The organism is Caulobacter segnis (genome assembly GCF_031454995.1).
Taxonomy (GTDB): domain Bacteria; phylum Pseudomonadota; class Alphaproteobacteria; order Caulobacterales; family Caulobacteraceae; genus Caulobacter; species Caulobacter segnis_E.
The window spans coordinates 41416-57782 of the sequence record NZ_JAVDRV010000004.1 but is presented as its reverse complement, the minus strand read 5'-3'; the positions used below and the strand labels follow the sequence as shown (position 1 = coordinate 57782).

Genomic DNA, 16367 nt, shown 5'->3' with positions numbered 1-16367 from the left:
CCCCCGGGCCTGCTAACCAGCGCTCAACGATTTGCCAAAGAGGGCCCGACACATGGCCGACGAATACGCGTTCCCCAAGGGCGAGCTGATGCGGGGCAAGAAGGGTCTCGTCATGGGCGTGGCCAACCACAACTCGATCGCCTGGGGCATCGCCAGCCAGCTGGCCGCCCAAGGCGCCGAGATGGCCTTCACCTATCAGGGCGAAGAGCTGGAGCGCCGCGTGCGCCCGCTGGCCGAGAGCATCGGCGTCAAGACGATGATCCCGGCCGACGTCACCGACGACGCCTCGATGGACGCGGCCTTCGCCACGATCGAGAAGGAATTCGGCACGCTGGACTTCGTGGTCCACTCGGTGGCCTTCGCCAACAAGAACGAGCTGAAGGGCTCCTTCGTGGACAACACGACCCGCGAGGGCTTCCTGATGGCCATGAACATCTCGGCCTTCAGCTTCGTGGACGTCGCCAAGCGCGCGTCCAAGCTGATGCCGAACGGCGGCTCGCTGATCACCATGACCTATCTGGGGTCGGAGCGGACCATCCCGAACTACAACACCATGGGCGTGGCCAAGGCGGCGCTTGAAGCCTCGACCCGCTACATCGCGCGCGACCTCGGCCCTAAGGGCATCCGCGCCAACGCCATCTCGGCCGGCGCCATGCGCACCCTGGCCCTGGCGGGCATCTCGGGCGGCCGCGGCATGATCGCCCAGGGCCGCGCGTTCTCGGCGATGAAGGAAGACACGTCGATGGAAGGCGTCGCCGGCTGCGCCCTGTGGCTGGCCTCGGACCTCGGTAAGTCGACCACCGGCGAAGTGGTCCACGTCGACGCCGGCTTCCACATGATGGGCATGCCCGATCAGGACGAGGCGTAGTCGCTAGGACAAATCGTCAGCCAAACACGGTTCTTGCGGCCAAGAGCTTGCCTTCCTGGGCACAGGACCCAGGAAGGCCGGAATAGATGCCTGCTTCAATGTCGATCCGCCCAAGTTCTACGGCGCGTAGGCCCGCATGAACCGTTCGGCCGCTTCCCGCGCGAAGCGGCCGAACTGTTCCGGCGTCTTGTCGGACGGCAGCCGCAGCAGCGAGCGCATCTGGCTCTGGCCCATGATCATGCCGGAGAAGAACTCCGCGGCCTGGTCGCAATCCTCGACATTCATGCGGCCCAGCTCTGTCTCGGTCTTCAGGAACGCCGCCAACTGGCGGCGGGCGCTCAGCGGGCCGGCTTCATAGACTTCCTGGGCGACGTCGGGCATTTCGCCCGCCCCCATCATCACCACCCGCATCATCGAATAGCTCTTGTTGGTGATCACCGTCTCCAGCAGCGAGCGGGCATAGGCCTCCAACGCCGCGGTCGGGTTGTCGACGGCGTCCTGGCCGCGCAGCGGCGCGGTGACCCGCTCCACCCGGCGCTGCATCAGGGCCCGCATCAGCTCGGCCTTGGAGCCATAGTGGTTATAAACCGTCTGCTTGGAGACCCCGGCCCGCTTGGCGATGGCCTCCATCGGCGCGGCCAGGCCCCGCTCGCCGATCACCTCGACGGCCGCGTCGAGGATGGCTTCGGTCTTGGCGAGGTCGATCTGTCCGGGAACGCGCGGCATCAGTGAGCGTCCGAGGGAGGCGGCGGCGCGCCCTTGGCGGGGCTGGCCAGCAGAGAGACGACGGCGGCCAGGAAGCAGCCGATCGCCAGCAGGGTGAAGCTATCGCCGAACGCCATCACGGTCGCCTGCTGCTCGATCATGCCGCCGATCGCCTTGCGGGCCGCGCCAGCGGGATCGGCGACGCCCAACTGCATCATGCGCTCGGTCAGACCGGCCATCATGTTGGCTGTCGGCCCGCCTTGGGTCACCTTCGAGGTCATGTCGTCGTAATAGAGCGCCGTCTGCTGGCTGATCGAGGTGGCCAGCAAGGCCAAGCCCACCGCGCCGCCGGTGTTGCGCGCCAGATTGACCAGGCCCGAGGCGTTCTTGACCATATGCGGCGGCAGGGTGCTCATCGTGACCTGTTGGGTGGCGATCATGGCGATCATCACGCCCACGCCCCGGCACGCCTGGACGCCGGCGAACTCCCAGAAGCCCCAGTCCTTGGTCACGCCGTGGGCCATGTACATGCCCCAGCCGGCCAGGATGAAGCCCAGGCACATGGGCAAGCGCGGGTCGGTCTTGCGCACCAGCCGCCCGGCGATCGGTCCGGTCAGGAACATCGACAGGCCCGAGATGATCATGGTCGTGCCGACCTCCGACGCCGAATAGTGGCGCACCCGACCCAGGAATTGCGGCAGCAGGAATGTGCCGCCGAACAGGCTGGCGCCCGAGACGGCGGTCATCAAGACGCCAACCGTGAAGTTGCGGTTCGTGAAGGCTCGAAGCTCGACGATCGGGTTCTTGTAGGTCAGCTGCCGCCAGATGAAGAGCGCCCCGCCGATGACGGCGGTGACGGTCAGCCACAGGATGGCGGTGTCGTCGAACCAGTCGTCCTTGGCGCCTTCCTCCAGCACGTACTGCATGCTCATCAGGAAGACCGCCATGACGGCCAGGCCAAACCAGTCGAAGCCCTTGGCAAGGCTGGGGTCGCCCTTGTCGAAGTCCCCCCAGCGCGCCACGCCGAACAGCACGATCAGGCCGGTCGGAACGTTGATGAAGAACAGCCAGCGCCAGGACAGGGCCTCGGTCAGATGGCCGCCGAGGGTGGGGCCGACGGTCGGAGCCAGGGTGACGATCAGGCCCATGATCACGCTGGCGGTGATCCGGCGCTCGGGCGGAAAGGCGGTGAAGGCCACGGCGAACACCGTCGGGATCATCGCTCCGCCGATGAAGCCCTGCAGCGCCCGCGTCAGGATCATCATGTCGATCGACGAGCTGAGACCCGTCAGCACGCTCATGACGATGAAGCCGGTGCACGAGGCCAGGTACAGGCGCTGGGTGCCCCACAGGCGCGACAGATATCCCGACAGCGGGATCATCACGACCTCGGGGATCAGATAGGCGGTCTGGATCCAGCTGATCTGGTCGGTGCTGGCGCCGACGCCGGCCTGGATCTGCGGCAGCGAGGCCGCGACGATCTGGATGTCCAGGATGGCCATGAACTGGCCGATGACCATCGCCCCGAAGCCGAGGAACAGCTTTCCCCAATCCACTTCGGGTTTGGGTTGAGCGGCTTGCGAAGCGGGAAGGGCGGCGTCGGTCATGACGCGTCCGCCGTCTAGCGGTCCGCGCCCTGGCGGGCGACCCGCGGCGTGGCCTGGCCCGCCTCGGCGAACGAGGCGCCCGAGCGGTCGCGCACGTCGACCTTGACCTCGACCGACAGACCCGGACGCAAGGCCGCGCCCAGCTGGTCGCGCTCGACGGCGATCTTCACCGGCAGCCGCTGGGTGATCTTGGTGAAGTTGCCCACCGCGTTCTCGACGGGGATCAGGGCGAACTCCTGGCCGGTGGCGGGGGCGAAGCTGTCGACCTTGCCGACGATCTTGGCCTTGCCGAAGGCGTCGGCCTTGATCTCGACCGGCTGGCCGACGCGGATGCGCGAGACCTGGGTCTCCTTGAAGTTGGCGACGACATAGGCCTGGCCCAGGGGCACGACCGACATCAGGGCGACGCCTGGCTGGACCAGTTGGCCCGGACGCACCGAGCGGGCGCCGACCACGCCGGCGGCCGGCGCGCGGATCACGGTGCGCTCCAGGTTCAGCTTGGCCTGTTCGACGGCGGCGTGGGCGGCGGCGGCCTGCGCCACGGCCTGAGCCTTGGCCGAGCCCAGCGACTGGGCGGCGCGGCGCTCGGCCTCGAGCGCGGCCTGGGCGCTGGCGACGCCGGCGGCGGTCTGGGTGGCGGTGGCGCGCTCGGTCTGGACCTTTTGTTGCGACACCCAGCCTTGGGCGGCCAGGGCGTTGTAGCGCTCGAGATCGGCCGTGGCCCGGCCGGCGTCGGCCCGGGCGCTGGTCACGCCCGCTGCCCGCTGAGCGATCATCGCCTGTTCGAGGCTGTTCTTGTCGTCGATGGCGCGCACGGCCGCGTCGGCGGCGCTGGCGTTGGCGATCGCCTGGTCGACGATGGCCTGGAAGGTGGAGGGATCGATCTTGGCCAGCACTTGGCCCGCCTCGACCCGCTGGTTGTCGGCCACCAGCACCTCGGCCACGTAGCCGGAGACCTGCGGGCTGATCTGCACCGTATCGGCCTGGACGAAGGCGTTGTCGGTGCTCTCGAAGCGCTGCTTGTCCAGGAACCAGAGCGTCCCGCCGGCCACGACGGCGATCACGACGGCTCCGCCGATGACCATCGGCACCAGTTTCTTCTTTTGCGGCGACGCCATGAACGAAACCCCAGACAGCGTGAGCGCGCCCGATAGAGGGCTCGGGCAAGCGCGGCAAGCGGATAAATGGACGCAGTCGTCCAAAAATCAACGGCGGCTTGGAGAAGTTTTTGCGTCGAAGCTGGAAAGCCTCGCCCCCGCCGAAGCGCGGACGGGCGCGAAACCCAGGCCGGCCGGGCCCCGCGAACCAAAAGGCGCTTGGTTCGTTCAACGAAAATGGGCCGCGAGACCGCGGCCGTGGGAGGTCCCCATGAACACCCCGCGATTGGCCGAGCGCTCTTCCCTGGAACTGGTCCGTCCGTTGCTGTGGCTGGCCGCCGCGGCCTTCACGGCGGGCTTTGGCGGCTATCTGGCCGTGGCCGGGCGCTCTCTGGGGCTCTAGACGCCCGTCGAGCCGAAACCGCCAGCGCCGCGATCGGTTTCGTCGAGATCGGCGACCTCGATCAGCGGCCATTGCGGGGCGGCGGCGATGACGCCCTGGGCGATGCGGTCGCCCCGGCGGATCGTGAAGTCCTCCTCGCCCAGATTGATCAGCAGCACGCAGACCTGGCCCCGATAGTCGCTGTCGACCGTGCCGGGCGCGTTGACGACCGTGACGCCGTTCTTGAAGGCCAGGCCCGAGCGGGGCCGCACCTGCATCTCCCAGCCGTCCGGGACCGCCACCGAAAAGCCCGTCGGCGCCATGCAGCGCGCGCCGGGCTTCAGCACGATCGGCGCGTCCTCCGGAACCGCCGCCCGCAAATCAAACCCCGCAGCGCCCGCCGTGGCGTAGGCCGGAACCGGCAGATCGGCATTGCCCTCCCAGCGCTTGAAGCGGATGGCGAGACCGGCGGGAATGGCGGACATGCGGAGTTCCTGTTCTGGGGTCGCGACGGCTTTAGCTGATTTGCGGGGGCCTGGGCCAGGGGGACTAGGCTCGTCGGCGAAGGCCCCCTCGATCGGGCGCGCCCAAGGCGACGCTCGCGGCCAGGATGACGGCGCCGGCGATCAGGGCCGCGTCGACCGCCAAGCCCATGGCGTCGGCCAGACCGCCGCCATGACGGGCCAGATGGACGACCGCGAGCCCCGCCAGCGCCGCCGCCGTGGCCAGCCTTAGCCCCGCGGAGATCACGGGGGGGCGACCCAGCGCCGCCGTGGCGCACGCCAGAAGCGTGACGACGCCCCAGACCAGGACCGGCGGCCAGGGCAGGACGAGCGCCGCCAGGGCCGAAGCCGCGTAGGCCAGCGGTTGGCTCCACGCGAAGGCCACCCACAGCCGCTCCCACCCGGGCGCCGGCCGGCCCTTGTCGCGACGCCGCGCCAGCCAGATGGCCACGCCGCTGGCGGTCACCGCGGTGAGGCCAAGACCCAGCAGGAAGTAGGCCACCTTCACCGGCCATCCGCCGAACCAGCCGAAATGCAGCGGAGTCATCGCCGAGAGCACGCGGAAGCCCAACGAACCGCTCTCGTAGCCGACCTCGCCCAGAATCCGGCCATCGCCGTCGACCACGACGGTCTCGCCCCGCGACAGGCGCCCCTCGGTGGCGAGATTGACGATGGCGTGCTGACCGCGTTCCCCCGGATGCTCGACAAAGATGTAGGTCGGCCGCGCATCGGGGTAGCGGGCGGCGACCGCGTCGAGGACCGAGCCGACGTCGATCATCCGGGCGGCGGGGCGCGGATCGTCCTGGACGGTCGGGCCTCGGAACAACGCGTAGGCCTTGCTGGCGTCGCCCTTGAAGGTGGCCAGGGCCAGGACGCCGACGATGATCGTCGTCAGGCCCAGGAAGGCGCCGGTCAGCGACACGGCGAGATGGAAGGGCAGGCCCCAGACCGAGATCCGATTATGCAGGTCGGCCTCCTGCAAGCGCTTGGAGCCGCCCCAGCGGAAGGCGAAGGCGTCCTTGAAGACCCGAGGATGCGACAGCACGCCCGAGATCAGGGACGACAACAGCGCCACGCCCGTCAGCCCCACCACGAACCCGCCCCAGGCGCGCGGCAGGTGCAGCACGGTGTGGAGCTCGACCTGGAATTCGGTCCACGGGGTTCGCGACTCGCCGGCCAGCCGGCCAGTTCGGTCCGCGACATAGGTGCGCTCGCCGCCGGTCGCGTCATCGCCATGCACGGTCAAACGAGGATCGTCGGCCGTCGGCAGGCGGACGAGCAGATCGTGGGCCTTTGGGTTCTTGGCCAGGGTCGCTCGGACAGCGGCGTCCACCGCCCGCGGAGAGACCGCGTCGAGGATCGGTCCCGCCGGTTGCTCCCAGCGGCCGAATTCCTGGGTGAACACCGCCACCGATCCCGAGAAGCAGACGAGATAGATCATGGCCGCGAAAGCCAAACCCAGAGCCGAGTGACCGGCCAGCATGGCGCGCACGAAATCGGCGGGAATCTTGGGCCAGATCGGCTTGCCCGCGGCCTTGGTCCTCGCGGGCGTGATCTTGTCGGGGGAGGCGTCCATCACAGCGCGCCCTTCAGGAAGGCCGCGCCCAGGGTCAGGGTCGCGACGCTGGCCAGGACCGCGAAGGCCCGCGGGATCTTGTCGTCGGAAAGAGTCCAGGCCATGCCGCCGGCCCACAGAAAGGGGACGATCAGTCCGCCGATGACCATCCGGCTCTGGATCTGGCCCGGCGCGCAGATCGCCACCGCCAGGCCGCAGCCCAGGGCCGCCACCCCCGCGAGCGGACCCGCCATGAAGCCGCGCAACCAGCCGCGCCAGACGACGCGCCGGCGGTCCGAGGGCTCGGGCGCCAGCTCGCGGGCGGCCTTCTTCCGAGCGTCGCGGCGCTCGACGCCGGCCGCGACGAGAGCGAGCGCCGCCATGGAGCCGACCGCCAGCATGGCCGAGGGACCGCGCGCCGGCCCCATCAGCGGAACCGAGGCGGCGATCGCCAGGGCCAGAAGGCCCCACCCGCCCAGGATCAGCCACGGTCGGTGGGGGCTTGGACCAGTCCAGGCCCGCTTCAGCAAGGTCGCGCCCGCGAGGGGCAGCGGCGTCAGGGCCAGCACCCAGAGCGCGCTCACCAGCGGGTCTCCAGGGTCAGGCCCAGGATCCGGGGCTCGCTCAACATGGCCACGCCGGTGTCGCCGCGGACGTACTGGGCGTAGGTCGCGTTCAGCAGGTTCTTGCCATAGACGTAAGCGCCCCAATGAGCGCGCTCGTAGCCGAAGCGGCCGTTGAACACGACGCGTTGCTTGACCACGTCGTCCTGCGCTTGTTGCAGGCCCGCCGACGAATAGCTCCGCGACCGGTAGGCGCCGTCCAGGTGGGCGATCACGCCGTTGGCCCAGCGATAGTCGGCGCCCATCGCCACCGTCCAGCGCGGGGCGTAGGGGAACTCCGATCCCGCCAGGTCGCGGGTGTCGACGCCCGAGGTGATCGTGAAGTCGTCGAACTTGGTCTTGGTGCTGCCGAGCGAGGCGTACCAGGACAGGGCCTGGCTGACGCGCTGGGCGACTTCGAGCTCGAAGCCGTAGAGGTGCGACTTGCCGGCGTTGCGGACCTCGTAGTCGTAGCTGTTGATGCCCAGGTTCACCGTGACCTGCTGGTCCTTCCAATCGACATAGAAGGCGTTGGCGTTGACCGTCAGGGTTCCGTCCAGCCAGGTGGTGCGCAGCGAGGCCTCGTAGTTCCAGGTGTATTCGGGATCGTAGGCCGCGACCGTCGAGCGGGCGATGTTCACCGTCGAGCCGCCGGAGCGGTAGCCGCGCTGGGCGACGAGGCTGGTGTTGATGTCCGGCGTCCAGTCGTACTTGACCCCGACCTTGGGCAGGAAGGCGTTGAACGCGCGGGTGTTCTTCGGCGCCGAGGAACCGGCCTGGGCCACCATGTTGGCGACGAAGCCGTTCACCAGGGTCACGTAGGGCGCGTAGGCGCCGAAGGACGAGGCGTTGGGATAGATCCCCGTGAAGCTGGCGACCTGATTGCTGCGGCTGGTGTTCTTCTCGTGGTCGTAGCGGAAGCCGCCCAGCAGGCTCAGCTTGTCGGTCAGGGCGAAGCTGGCGTCGGCGAAGATGGCGCTGGTGTCGATCACCGAGGGCTGGTCGCCCGAATAGTCCACCGGGATCACCGGCAGGGCCGCGATGTAGAGGTTGGCGAAGGCGTTGGCCTGGGCCGCGGCGGCCGCCTGCTGGGCGGCGGTCGGGCTGGGCACGCCGGCCAGCAGGGTCGAGGTCAGGGTGTTGACCAGGGTCGCGCGAGGGAAGTCGACATTGACCTGGCTGGCGGTCCGGTCCTGGGCGTCGCGCCTGGCGTGATAGAGGCCGACAAAGCCCTTCAGGCGCTCGCCGTCGTGGTTCAGGCGAAGCTCTTGGGAGGCCGTGTCGGTGTTCTCGCGGCGCGCGCCGTAGGACGTCCGGGCGGGCCGAAAATCAAGGTCATACGTGGATCGGTTCTTGACGGTGTTCAGCGAGGCGATCGCGTTCAAGGTCAGAACGTCGTTGAGCTTGTAGGCGACGTCGGCCGTCAGGATGTCGGTCTTGGTCTTGGTGCGGTTCGGATCGCCCGACAGGTCGACGCGGTGCTTGTAGTAGTCGGGCGTGTCGATGCGCGAATAGGTGAACACATAGCCCGCGTCGCGGTCGCTGTGGGCGTAGGTCAGGGTCGCCTTCAGGCCCGGTAGGGCGGTCGGGGTGAACAGCAGCTTGCCCCGGACGGTCAGGCTGTCCAAGGCGTCGATATCGCGCTTCAGGATCGGATTGTAGACGAAGCCGTCGCTATCCTTCTTTTCGACCGAGGCGCGGAACGCCAGTTGGTCGGCGACGATCGGGCCGCCGCCGGCGATCGCGTAGGTGCGCTCATCGCCGCTGGCGAGGTTCACCCGCGCCCGGAACTGGGGCGTGTAGGTCGGGTTGGCCGAGGTGATGACGACCGCGCCGGCCAGCGAGTTGCGGCCCTGCAGCGTCGATTGAGGGCCTCGCAGCACCTCGACCTGGCCGATATCCCACATCTCGAGCGGGCCGCCGTAGACGGCCTCGAGCGGCAGGGCCGCGCCATCGACATAGACCGTCGCCAGGCCGCCGGTCCCGCCGCCGGAGACGTTCATGTTGCTGACGCCGCGGATCGTGAAGCCGGTCTTGCCATAGGTCTCGCTCATGTTCGCCGTGCGGGCGACCACGTCGTAGAAGGTCTGGATGTTCTCGCGCTCGATGCGGGCGGCGGTGGTCACGGCGACGCTGGTGACGGTCTGCTGTAGGGAGCGCGAGGTCTTCTCGCCGGTGATCACCACGGCTTCCACGGCGGTGGCCTGGTCGTCGCTAGGCGGGGGGGCGGCTTCCACGCCCCCGGCCCAGGCGGCTTGGGCCAGGCTCAGGATCGTGAAAGAACAAGCGGTCAGCAGATAACGACGCATGGAAACCCCCGGACGAAACAATGGCCGAGGGCGCTACTTTAGATAATATTGCGAGTCAATCTCATTCGCAGTATGGGCGCTATGTCGTTCCCAACGCCTGAGCGATCCGCGCCGCGATCTGGGCCGCGACCGCGTCCTTGGCGGCGCGATCCCAGCGCTCGGTCTTGTCCTTGGTGACCAGCAGCACGGCGTTCTCGCCACCGCCCATCACGCCTGGCTGAGTGACGTCGTTGGCGATGATCCAGTCGCAGCCCTTGCGGGCCAGCTTGGCGCGGGCGTGCTCCTCGACATGGTCGGTCTCGGCGGCGAAGCCCACGACCAGTTTCGGCCGCTGGGGGCCGGAGGCCGACAGGGTCGCCAGGATGTCGGGGTTCTCGACGAAGGTCAGGGCCGGCGGACCGCCCTTCTCCTTCTTCAGCTTGGCGCCGAACGCCTCGTCGACGCGCCAGTCGGCGACGGCGGCGACGAACACGCCGACATCGGCCGGCAGGGCGGCCTGGCTGGCGGCCAGCATCTGGCGGGCGGTCTCGACGTCGACCCGCTTGACCCCCGGCGGGGTGGGCAGGAACACCGGACCGGCGATCAGGGTGACCTCCGCGCCCAGCCGAGCCAGGGCCTCGGCGATCGCGAAGCCCTGCTTACCGCTGGAGCGGTTGGTGATCCCGCGCACGGGGTCGATCGGTTCGAAGGTCGGGCCGGCCGTGACGATGGCGCGCTTGCCGACCAGCGGCTTGGCGGCGGGGCCCTCCAGCATGGCGACGATGGCGGCGAAAATCTCCTCCGGCTCGGCCAGGCGACCGGGCCCGAACTCGCCGCAGGCCATGGCGCCCTCGGCCGGATCCACGAACGACACGCCATCCGCCTTCAGGGTCGCGACATTACGCTGGGTGGCCGGGTGCAGCCACATCCGCACGTTCATCGCCGGCGCCATCAGCACGGGCTTGTCGGTGGCCAGCAGGGCGGTGGAGGCGAGATCGCCGGCCAGGCCTTGCGCGGCCTTGGCGATCAGGTCGGCCGTCGCTGGGGCGACCACGACCAGATCGGCCGAGCGCGACAGCTCGATGTGGCCCATCTCGTGCTCGTCGGTCAGCGAGAACAGGTCCTGATAGACCTTGTCCTCGGCCAGGGCCGCCAGGGACAGGGGCGTGACGAACTGCTCGCCCGCCTTGGTCAGGACCGGCCGCACGGCGATGCCCGCCCGCCGTAGCAGACGCACCAGCAGCAGCGTCTTGTAGGCCGCCACGCCGCCGCCGACGATCAGAAGAACCCGCTTGTCGCTCACGCCCAGCTCCCGCTTGCCGCGTCCGTTACGTTCTCTTGCACATGCCCATCCGCGCGGCAAAGCGCCAGTGACAATCCTAAGGCGAAGATTGGGACTCGACTCACGTTCCGCTTTCGTTCATTGAGCGTAAAGGTAGAGCAATGGGCGAATACGATCATGAAGGTTGTGAGACAGGCTGCTTTCGGCGTGGTCGCCTGGCTGGGCCTATTGGCCCTGGCCGCCTGCGACAGCGGGGCCTCGGCGGTCAAGGCGCCGAAGGGCGGCGAGCGCGCCGGCGCGGCGGCCGAGGGGGCGGCGACCCAGGCGGAAGCTCCGCGAGGCGATCCGCGCGACGCGCCGGTCAAGCTGGTCGCGGGCAAGCCCTACTGGGCCGCCAACCGCACGCGCACGGCCGAGGAGAACGCCCAGCGCTCGTTCGAGCGCAACGGCGAGACCTTCGGCGCCAAGTCCGCCGACGACTATGTCGCCAAGGTCCACGCCTTCGTCAGCGATCCGCCCAAGGGGGCGCAAACCCTCAAGCGGGCCAATGGCGACCTACTGATCTACGACCCCAAGGACAATGTCTTCGCGGTGGTCTCGCGCGAGGGCGCGCCCCGCACGATGTTCAAGCCCGACGAGGGCGCGGCCTACTGGACAGAACAAAAGACCCGCGAGGCCCGCCGCGCGACCGCCGCCAAGAAACGCGAGCGCGACGAGGCGGAGGGGTAAGGGGGATCCTCCTTGCCACCCTGGGTCTTGGGCTCGGGACCAGGGCGGGTCTGGGGCGGGGATGATGGGTTGAGCGAGGGCGGTCGTGCGCCCTTGCTTGGCTCTCCACGTACAACGCGCCTGGGTGGCAATGCGCCTGGGTGGCAACGCGCCTGGGCGGCGTCGCCTAGCGCGACAGCAGCAGTCCGGTCACGAACGCCGCCCCGGCCGTCGCGGCGCCGACCAGGAACCATAGCAGCGGCCAGACGTGCGACCGCTCGATATGAACCTCGGCCGTCGGCGGCGGCGGGGCCTCGGCCAGGCGGGCGATGGCGCGGAGGGCGCGTAGGGCTTCCTCGGCGAAGTCGCGGACCTTGGCGGCGGGGGACAGCTCGCGGCCGATCCAGCGACGCACCACCGGATCGGCGGCCGCCCACAGGTCGTGGGTCGGGTCGATGCGGCGGGCCACGCCCTCGACCGTGACCATGGTCTTCTGCAGCAGCACGAGCTCGGGCCGAAGGGCCATGTCGAACAGGGCGGTGATCTCGAACAGCTGCGCCAGGAGGCGGCCCATCGAGACGTCGCGGGCGTTGCGGCCAAACACCGGCTCGCCGACGGCGCGCAGGGCCTGGGCGAAGGCGTCCTTGTCCTGGTGGGCCGGCACGTAGCCGGCGTCGAAATGGACCTGGGCGATGCGGGCGTAGTCGCGGTTCAGGAAGCCGTACAGAATCTCGGCCAGGTAGCGGCGCTCGCCCGCGCCAAGGCGTCCGACGATGCCGTAGTCGACGGCGACCACGCTGGCGGGCGCGGCGACGAACAGGTTGCCCTCGTGCAGGTCGGCGTGGAACAGGCCGTGATCCAGGGCCTGGGCCAGGAAGCCCCGGGTGACGTTCTCGGCCAGGGCCTTGCGGTCCAGGCCGGGCAGCGCCAGGGCGTCTGGGTCCGACAGCGGCATGCCCTCGGCCCAGGTCAAGGTGAGAACCCGCTTGCCCACGCCCTCCCAGCACACGCTCGGGGCGCGCATATAGGGGTCCTTGGCCATGGCCTCGCCCAGCTCGGCGCAGCCGGCGGCCTCGAAGCGCAGGTCCATCTCCAGCGCGAGGGCGCGGATCACCACCTCGACGAACTCGGTCGGGCGCAGGCGGCGCGAGGCCGGCGCCAGGGTCTCGGCCAGGCGCGCGGCCAGCCGCAGCACGGCGGTGTCGCGGGCGACCTGGCGCTCGACGCCCGGCCGCAGCACCTTCACCGCGACCTCGCGGCCGTCGACCAGCGTCGCCGGATGGGCCTGGGCCAGGGAGGCGGCGGCGACCGGCTCGCCGATCTCGGCGAAGATCTCGTCCAGCGGCTTGCCGAGGTTACGCGCGATCTCGGCCCTCGCGACCGAGAGCGGAAAGGCCGGCAAACGGTCCTTCAGGTGCGACAGGTCCTCGGCGAAGGCGGCGCCGAAGATGTCGGCGCGGGTCGACAGGAACTGGCCCAGCTTGATCGCGGCCGGCCCTTGGCGTTCCAGCACGCGCGCCAGGCGCTCGCCCGGCCGCCCGCGCTTGGCGGCGCTACCGGCGAACAGGCGCAGCAGACGCCCGGCCAGCTTGGCGGCGGGCGGCAGCAGCGGTTCGGCCTCGCGCGGGATCAGGGCGTCGGCCCGAACCAGGGCCCAGCCCGCGCCCGTCAGGCGTAGAAAGGCGGAGAACGACGTCACTGGTTAGAGCGCCCAGCCCTGGTGCAGGGCCGCGACGCCGCCGGTGAAGTTGGTGTAGCTGACCCGCTTGAAGCCGGCGTTCTCGATCATGCCGGCGAAGGTCTTCTGGTCGGGGAAGCGGCGGATGCTCTCGACCAGGTACTGATAGGCGTCGCGGTCCTTGGCGACCCATTCGCCGACCTGGGGGATGACCTTGAAGCTGTAGGCGTCGTAAGCCTTGGCCAGGGCCTCGGTCACCGGGCGCGAGAACTCAAGGCACAGGAAGCGGCCGCCGGGCTTCAGCACCCGGCGCGCCTCGCGCAGGGCCGCGTCGATGTCGGTGACATTGCGGATGCCAAAGCTGATCACATAGGCGTTGGCGTAGTTGTCGGGCAGCGGCAGGCGTTGGGCGTCGCCCACGGTCCAGGTGATCTCCGGCTCGCCGCCGCGCTCGATGCCGGCCATGATCATCTCGGCGTTGTAGTCGACGATGTTGATGGTCGCGTCCGGGCCGCCGCGCCGCTCCTGGGCGTTCCGGGCCATCTTGGCGAAGCGGCGGGCCATGTCGCCGGTGCCGCCAGCGCAGTCGATGATCACCTCGCCCGGCTGCGGGTTCAGGCGCGCGGCGACCGCGTCCTTCCACAGGCGGTGCACGCCGCCGCTCATCAGGTCGTTCATGATGTCGTAGTTCTTGGCCACGCGGTCGAACACGCCGCGCACCAGGCCCGCCTTTTGCGAGGCGTCGACATCCTTGAAACCGAAGCTGGCGGAGGTGTTGCTCATGACGTCCCGGGGGCGAACTCTCTATATGAAGGTCCGCTATTAGCTCGCGCATCGCGCCGCGTCATCGTCTTAAGGGTTCAAGCTTGCCCGAACTGCCTGAAGTGGAGACCGTCCGGCGCGGTCTTACGCCCGTCCTGTCCGGCGCGCGCCTCTCCCGCGTGCGGGCTAACCGCCCCGACCTGCGCTTTCCCCTGCCCGACGGCTTCGTCCAACGGTTGACGGGCGCGACGATCCTGCGCCTGGACCGCCGGGCCAAGTACATCCTGGCGCCGCTGGACCGCGGCGACACCCTGGTGATGCACCTAGGGATGACCGGGCGCTTCGAGATCGCCGCGCCGGAGGGAACCGTGCGCCCCGGCGACTTCGCCCGCGAAGTGACGCCCGACGACAAGCACGCCCACGTCATCTTCGAGACCGAAGAGGGCGCCGTGGTCACCTACTACGACCCGCGCCGGTTCGGCTTCATGGACCTGATCCCGACCGACCGGGTCAGTCATCACCCCTGGTTCGCGACCATGGGGCCCGAGCCGCTGGGCGAAGGCTTCGACGCCAGGACGCTGGAAAAGGTCTTTCAGAACCGCAAGCAAGGCCCCAAGACCCTGCTGCTGGACCAGCGCACCGTGGCGGGCCTGGGCAACATCTATGTCTGCGAGGCCCTGCACCGCGCCCACATCTCGCCGTTCAAGCCGGCGGGCGGCGTCGCCAAGAAGCGCCTTGGCCCGCTGGCCACGGCGATCAAGGACGTGCTGGCCGAGGCGGTCGAGGTCGGCGGCTCCACGCTCAAGGACTTCGCCGCCGCCGATGGGGCGCTGGGCTATTTCCAGCACCGCTTCCGCGTCTACGACCGCGAGGGCGAGCCGTGTCCGACGCCGGGGTGCGAGGGCGTGATCGCCCGCGAGGTTCAGGCCGGGCGGTCGACCTTCTTCTGCCCGGTGTGCCAGGTGTAAGGGCCGTCCCGCGTCACCTTTTCTTGAGAACGCAGAGCGCCTGCCCGAGATTTCCCGCGGGCGTCACCTCGTCGCCGCCGCCTCGGAATTCCACGACGTCAAAGCCGATGTCGTTCGCCCACAAGGCGATCGCCGCCCGGTCCAGGAAGACATTGAGGGGCGCAGCGGAGCCGGACTTGGCGCCCGCCACGGTCGGCTTGAACACGTGCTCGAAGTGCCAGGGCTCCTGGAATTCCAGGAACGACAGGACGACCCGGCCGCCCTTTTTCAGCACGCGGTGGGCCTCCTCGAGGTACCAATAGCTCTGCTCGTGCAGCAGGTGGGTCATCACCGAAAAGAAGCAGACCATGTCGGCGCTGGTCTCGGGCGCCGGTATGCCGATGTGATCGATGACCTCGAACGTCCAATCCGGACGAGGGGTAATGCGGCGCGCGTTGTTGACCAGCGCCGGCACGAGATCGATCCCAAGATAGCCGCCCGGGTGTTGTTCGCTCAGCGTCTTGGCCAGCCGGCCCGCGCCGCAGCCCACGTCGACCAGAAAGCCCTGGGGCGGCAGGCCGTAATGCTTGAGCAGGGCCGTCTGGACCTTGCCGCCAAACTCCCAGTCCCCGCCGATCGCGACCGACATGGCTTCATCATGCGGCAACGCGCCCATCAGCGCGTCGACCATCGCGACATTGACGGCCTTCAAGGCGCGCGGATCGCCGCTCGGGCTGGCGTTAGGCGCGGGCTTGCGCCGCAAACGGTTCTTCAGAAACGACACGATGCTCATGAAACCCCCGACAATGCGCTTTGAGTAGGATGCCCGAGGCGTCCCGTCCAGCGAAGGCGAGTGGCGGGGGTGGCAATTGCTCTAAGTTGATCTGCGCGGCGGCGTGGTCTGAATAGGCGCCCTGAATGTCGGAAAGGCGCTCGGACATTGGGCATTGCGGCCCTGGCCCGACTTGCATTCAAGTTGTAGCGATTCCCGGCGCGATTTCGCGCCGGGCTTGCCGCGAGGTCGAGGGCGATGGAACTCCGAACGACGGACGGACAATTGAAGGCCGGAGCCGCCTTCAGATTGGTCGCGACCGGCTACATCATCGGCGCGAGCGTGATCTTCGGGCCGCTGTTCCTGCTCGCGACCTTGACGATGGGCGTTCAGCGCCCGGCCATGCTGGTGGGCGGCCTATTACAGCTTCTGCTGCTACCCATCGTTCTGGGGATTCAGTCCCTGTTGCTCGGCGGCGTGATCGTTCTGGGCCTCTGGCTGTATCAGAAGCGAAGGCCGATCTTGGTCGTGGATGGCGGTGACGCGCCCGCGCGGGGCGCTGGGGAGCCGACCGATCGAACGTCCGACTAGGGTGGAGGCCGGACACTCAA

16 protein-coding genes are annotated in these 16367 nt (G+C 69.0%); 5 read left to right on the top strand and 11 right to left on the bottom strand.

Features of this window, described 5'->3' with window-relative positions; all coding sequences use genetic code 11:
- Positions 1–52 precede the first annotated feature (52 nt).
- Positions 53–868, top strand: a complete 816-nt coding sequence (locus J2728_RS14555) for an enoyl-ACP reductase FabI (RefSeq protein WP_310000218.1) — start codon at positions 53–55, stop codon at positions 866–868.
- Positions 869–985: 117 nt separating this feature from the next.
- On the opposite strand, the gene J2728_RS14550 is transcribed toward J2728_RS14555, so the two are convergent.
- From J2728_RS14550 to J2728_RS14540, 3 genes are read right to left on the bottom strand one after another with little or no spacing between them, the layout of a single operon-like run.
- A complete protein-coding gene (locus J2728_RS14550; RefSeq protein ID WP_310000217.1) occupies positions 986–1594 on the bottom strand; it encodes a TetR/AcrR family transcriptional regulator in 609 nt (202 codons plus the stop codon).
- The gene (locus J2728_RS14545; RefSeq protein WP_310000215.1) at positions 1594–3180 is read right to left on the bottom strand and encodes a DHA2 family efflux MFS transporter permease subunit; all 1587 of its coding nucleotides are present in this window, start codon (positions 3178–3180) and stop codon (positions 1594–1596) included. Before J2728_RS14545 ends, J2728_RS14550 begins: the two co-directional genes overlap by 1 nt.
- A 14-nt stretch (positions 3181–3194) precedes the next feature.
- The gene (locus J2728_RS14540; RefSeq protein ID WP_310000214.1) at positions 3195–4298 is read right to left on the bottom strand and encodes an HlyD family secretion protein; all 1104 of its coding nucleotides are present in this window, start codon (positions 4296–4298) and stop codon (positions 3195–3197) included.
- A 250-nt stretch (positions 4299–4548) separates the two neighbouring features.
- On the opposite strand from J2728_RS14540, the gene J2728_RS14535 reads away from it, so the two are divergent.
- Positions 4549–4680 (top strand): hypothetical protein, encoded by a 132-nt coding sequence (locus tag J2728_RS14535; RefSeq protein ID WP_310000213.1) that lies wholly within the window; start codon positions 4549–4551, stop codon positions 4678–4680.
- On the opposite strand, the gene dut is transcribed toward J2728_RS14535, so the two are convergent.
- The 5 genes from dut to coaBC form a co-directional block, all read right to left on the bottom strand.
- Positions 4677–5144 carry a dUTP diphosphatase gene (dut, locus tag J2728_RS14530; RefSeq protein ID WP_310000212.1) on the bottom strand — a complete coding sequence of 156 codons (468 nt, stop codon included), beginning with the start codon at positions 5142–5144 and terminating at the stop codon, positions 4677–4679. The genes J2728_RS14535 and dut overlap by 4 nt on opposite strands.
- Positions 5145–5208: 64 nt before the next feature.
- Positions 5209–6738, bottom strand: coding sequence for a PepSY-associated TM helix domain-containing protein (locus tag J2728_RS14525; RefSeq protein WP_310000211.1), 1530 nt, complete (start codon positions 6736–6738; stop codon positions 5209–5211).
- Entirely contained in the window at positions 6738–7301 is a 564-nt protein-coding gene (locus tag J2728_RS14520) for a hypothetical protein (protein WP_310000210.1), read from the bottom strand. The genes J2728_RS14525 and J2728_RS14520 overlap by 1 nt, the downstream gene beginning before the upstream one ends.
- On the bottom strand, positions 7298–9628 hold the full coding sequence (locus tag J2728_RS14515) for a TonB-dependent receptor (protein ID WP_310000208.1): 2331 nt from the start codon (positions 9626–9628) through the stop codon (positions 7298–7300). Before J2728_RS14515 ends, J2728_RS14520 begins: the two co-directional genes overlap by 4 nt.
- A gap of 79 nt (positions 9629–9707) precedes the next feature.
- Positions 9708–10910, bottom strand: a complete 1203-nt coding sequence (coaBC, locus tag J2728_RS14510; RefSeq protein WP_310000207.1) for a bifunctional phosphopantothenoylcysteine decarboxylase/phosphopantothenate--cysteine ligase CoaBC — start codon at positions 10908–10910, stop codon at positions 9708–9710.
- A gap of 156 nt (positions 10911–11066) precedes the next feature.
- Between coaBC and J2728_RS14505 the strand changes: the two genes are divergently transcribed.
- Positions 11067–11618, top strand: coding sequence for a hypothetical protein (locus tag J2728_RS14505; protein ID WP_310000205.1), 552 nt, complete (start codon positions 11067–11069; stop codon positions 11616–11618).
- A 166-nt stretch (positions 11619–11784) separates the two neighbouring features.
- Here the strand turns inward: J2728_RS14505 and ubiB are convergent, their stop codons facing one another.
- Together ubiB and J2728_RS14495 are read right to left on the bottom strand one after the other, a co-directional pair.
- Positions 11785–13296: a 2-polyprenylphenol 6-hydroxylase gene (gene ubiB, locus J2728_RS14500; protein WP_310000204.1), complete on the bottom strand. Its 1512-nt coding sequence runs from the start codon at positions 13294–13296 to the stop codon at positions 11785–11787.
- A gap of 3 nt (positions 13297–13299) precedes the next feature.
- Positions 13300–14058, bottom strand: a complete 759-nt coding sequence (locus J2728_RS14495; protein WP_310000202.1) for a class I SAM-dependent methyltransferase — start codon at positions 14056–14058, stop codon at positions 13300–13302.
- An 83-nt stretch (positions 14059–14141) separates the two neighbouring features.
- Between J2728_RS14495 and mutM the strand changes: the two genes are divergently transcribed.
- Positions 14142–15005, top strand: coding sequence for a bifunctional DNA-formamidopyrimidine glycosylase/DNA-(apurinic or apyrimidinic site) lyase (gene mutM / locus J2728_RS14490; RefSeq protein ID WP_310000201.1), 864 nt, complete (start codon positions 14142–14144; stop codon positions 15003–15005).
- 13 nt (positions 15006–15018) lie between these two features.
- On the opposite strand, the gene J2728_RS14485 is transcribed toward mutM, so the two are convergent.
- Entirely contained in the window at positions 15019–15777 is a 759-nt protein-coding gene (locus J2728_RS14485) for a class I SAM-dependent methyltransferase (RefSeq protein ID WP_310000200.1), read from the bottom strand.
- A gap of 237 nt (positions 15778–16014) precedes the next feature.
- Between J2728_RS14485 and J2728_RS14480 the strand changes: the two genes are divergently transcribed.
- Complete coding sequence (locus J2728_RS14480) at positions 16015–16347, top strand: hypothetical protein (protein WP_310000198.1); 333 nt, start codon at positions 16015–16017, stop codon at positions 16345–16347.
- The last annotated feature ends 20 nt before the right edge of the window (positions 16348–16367 follow it).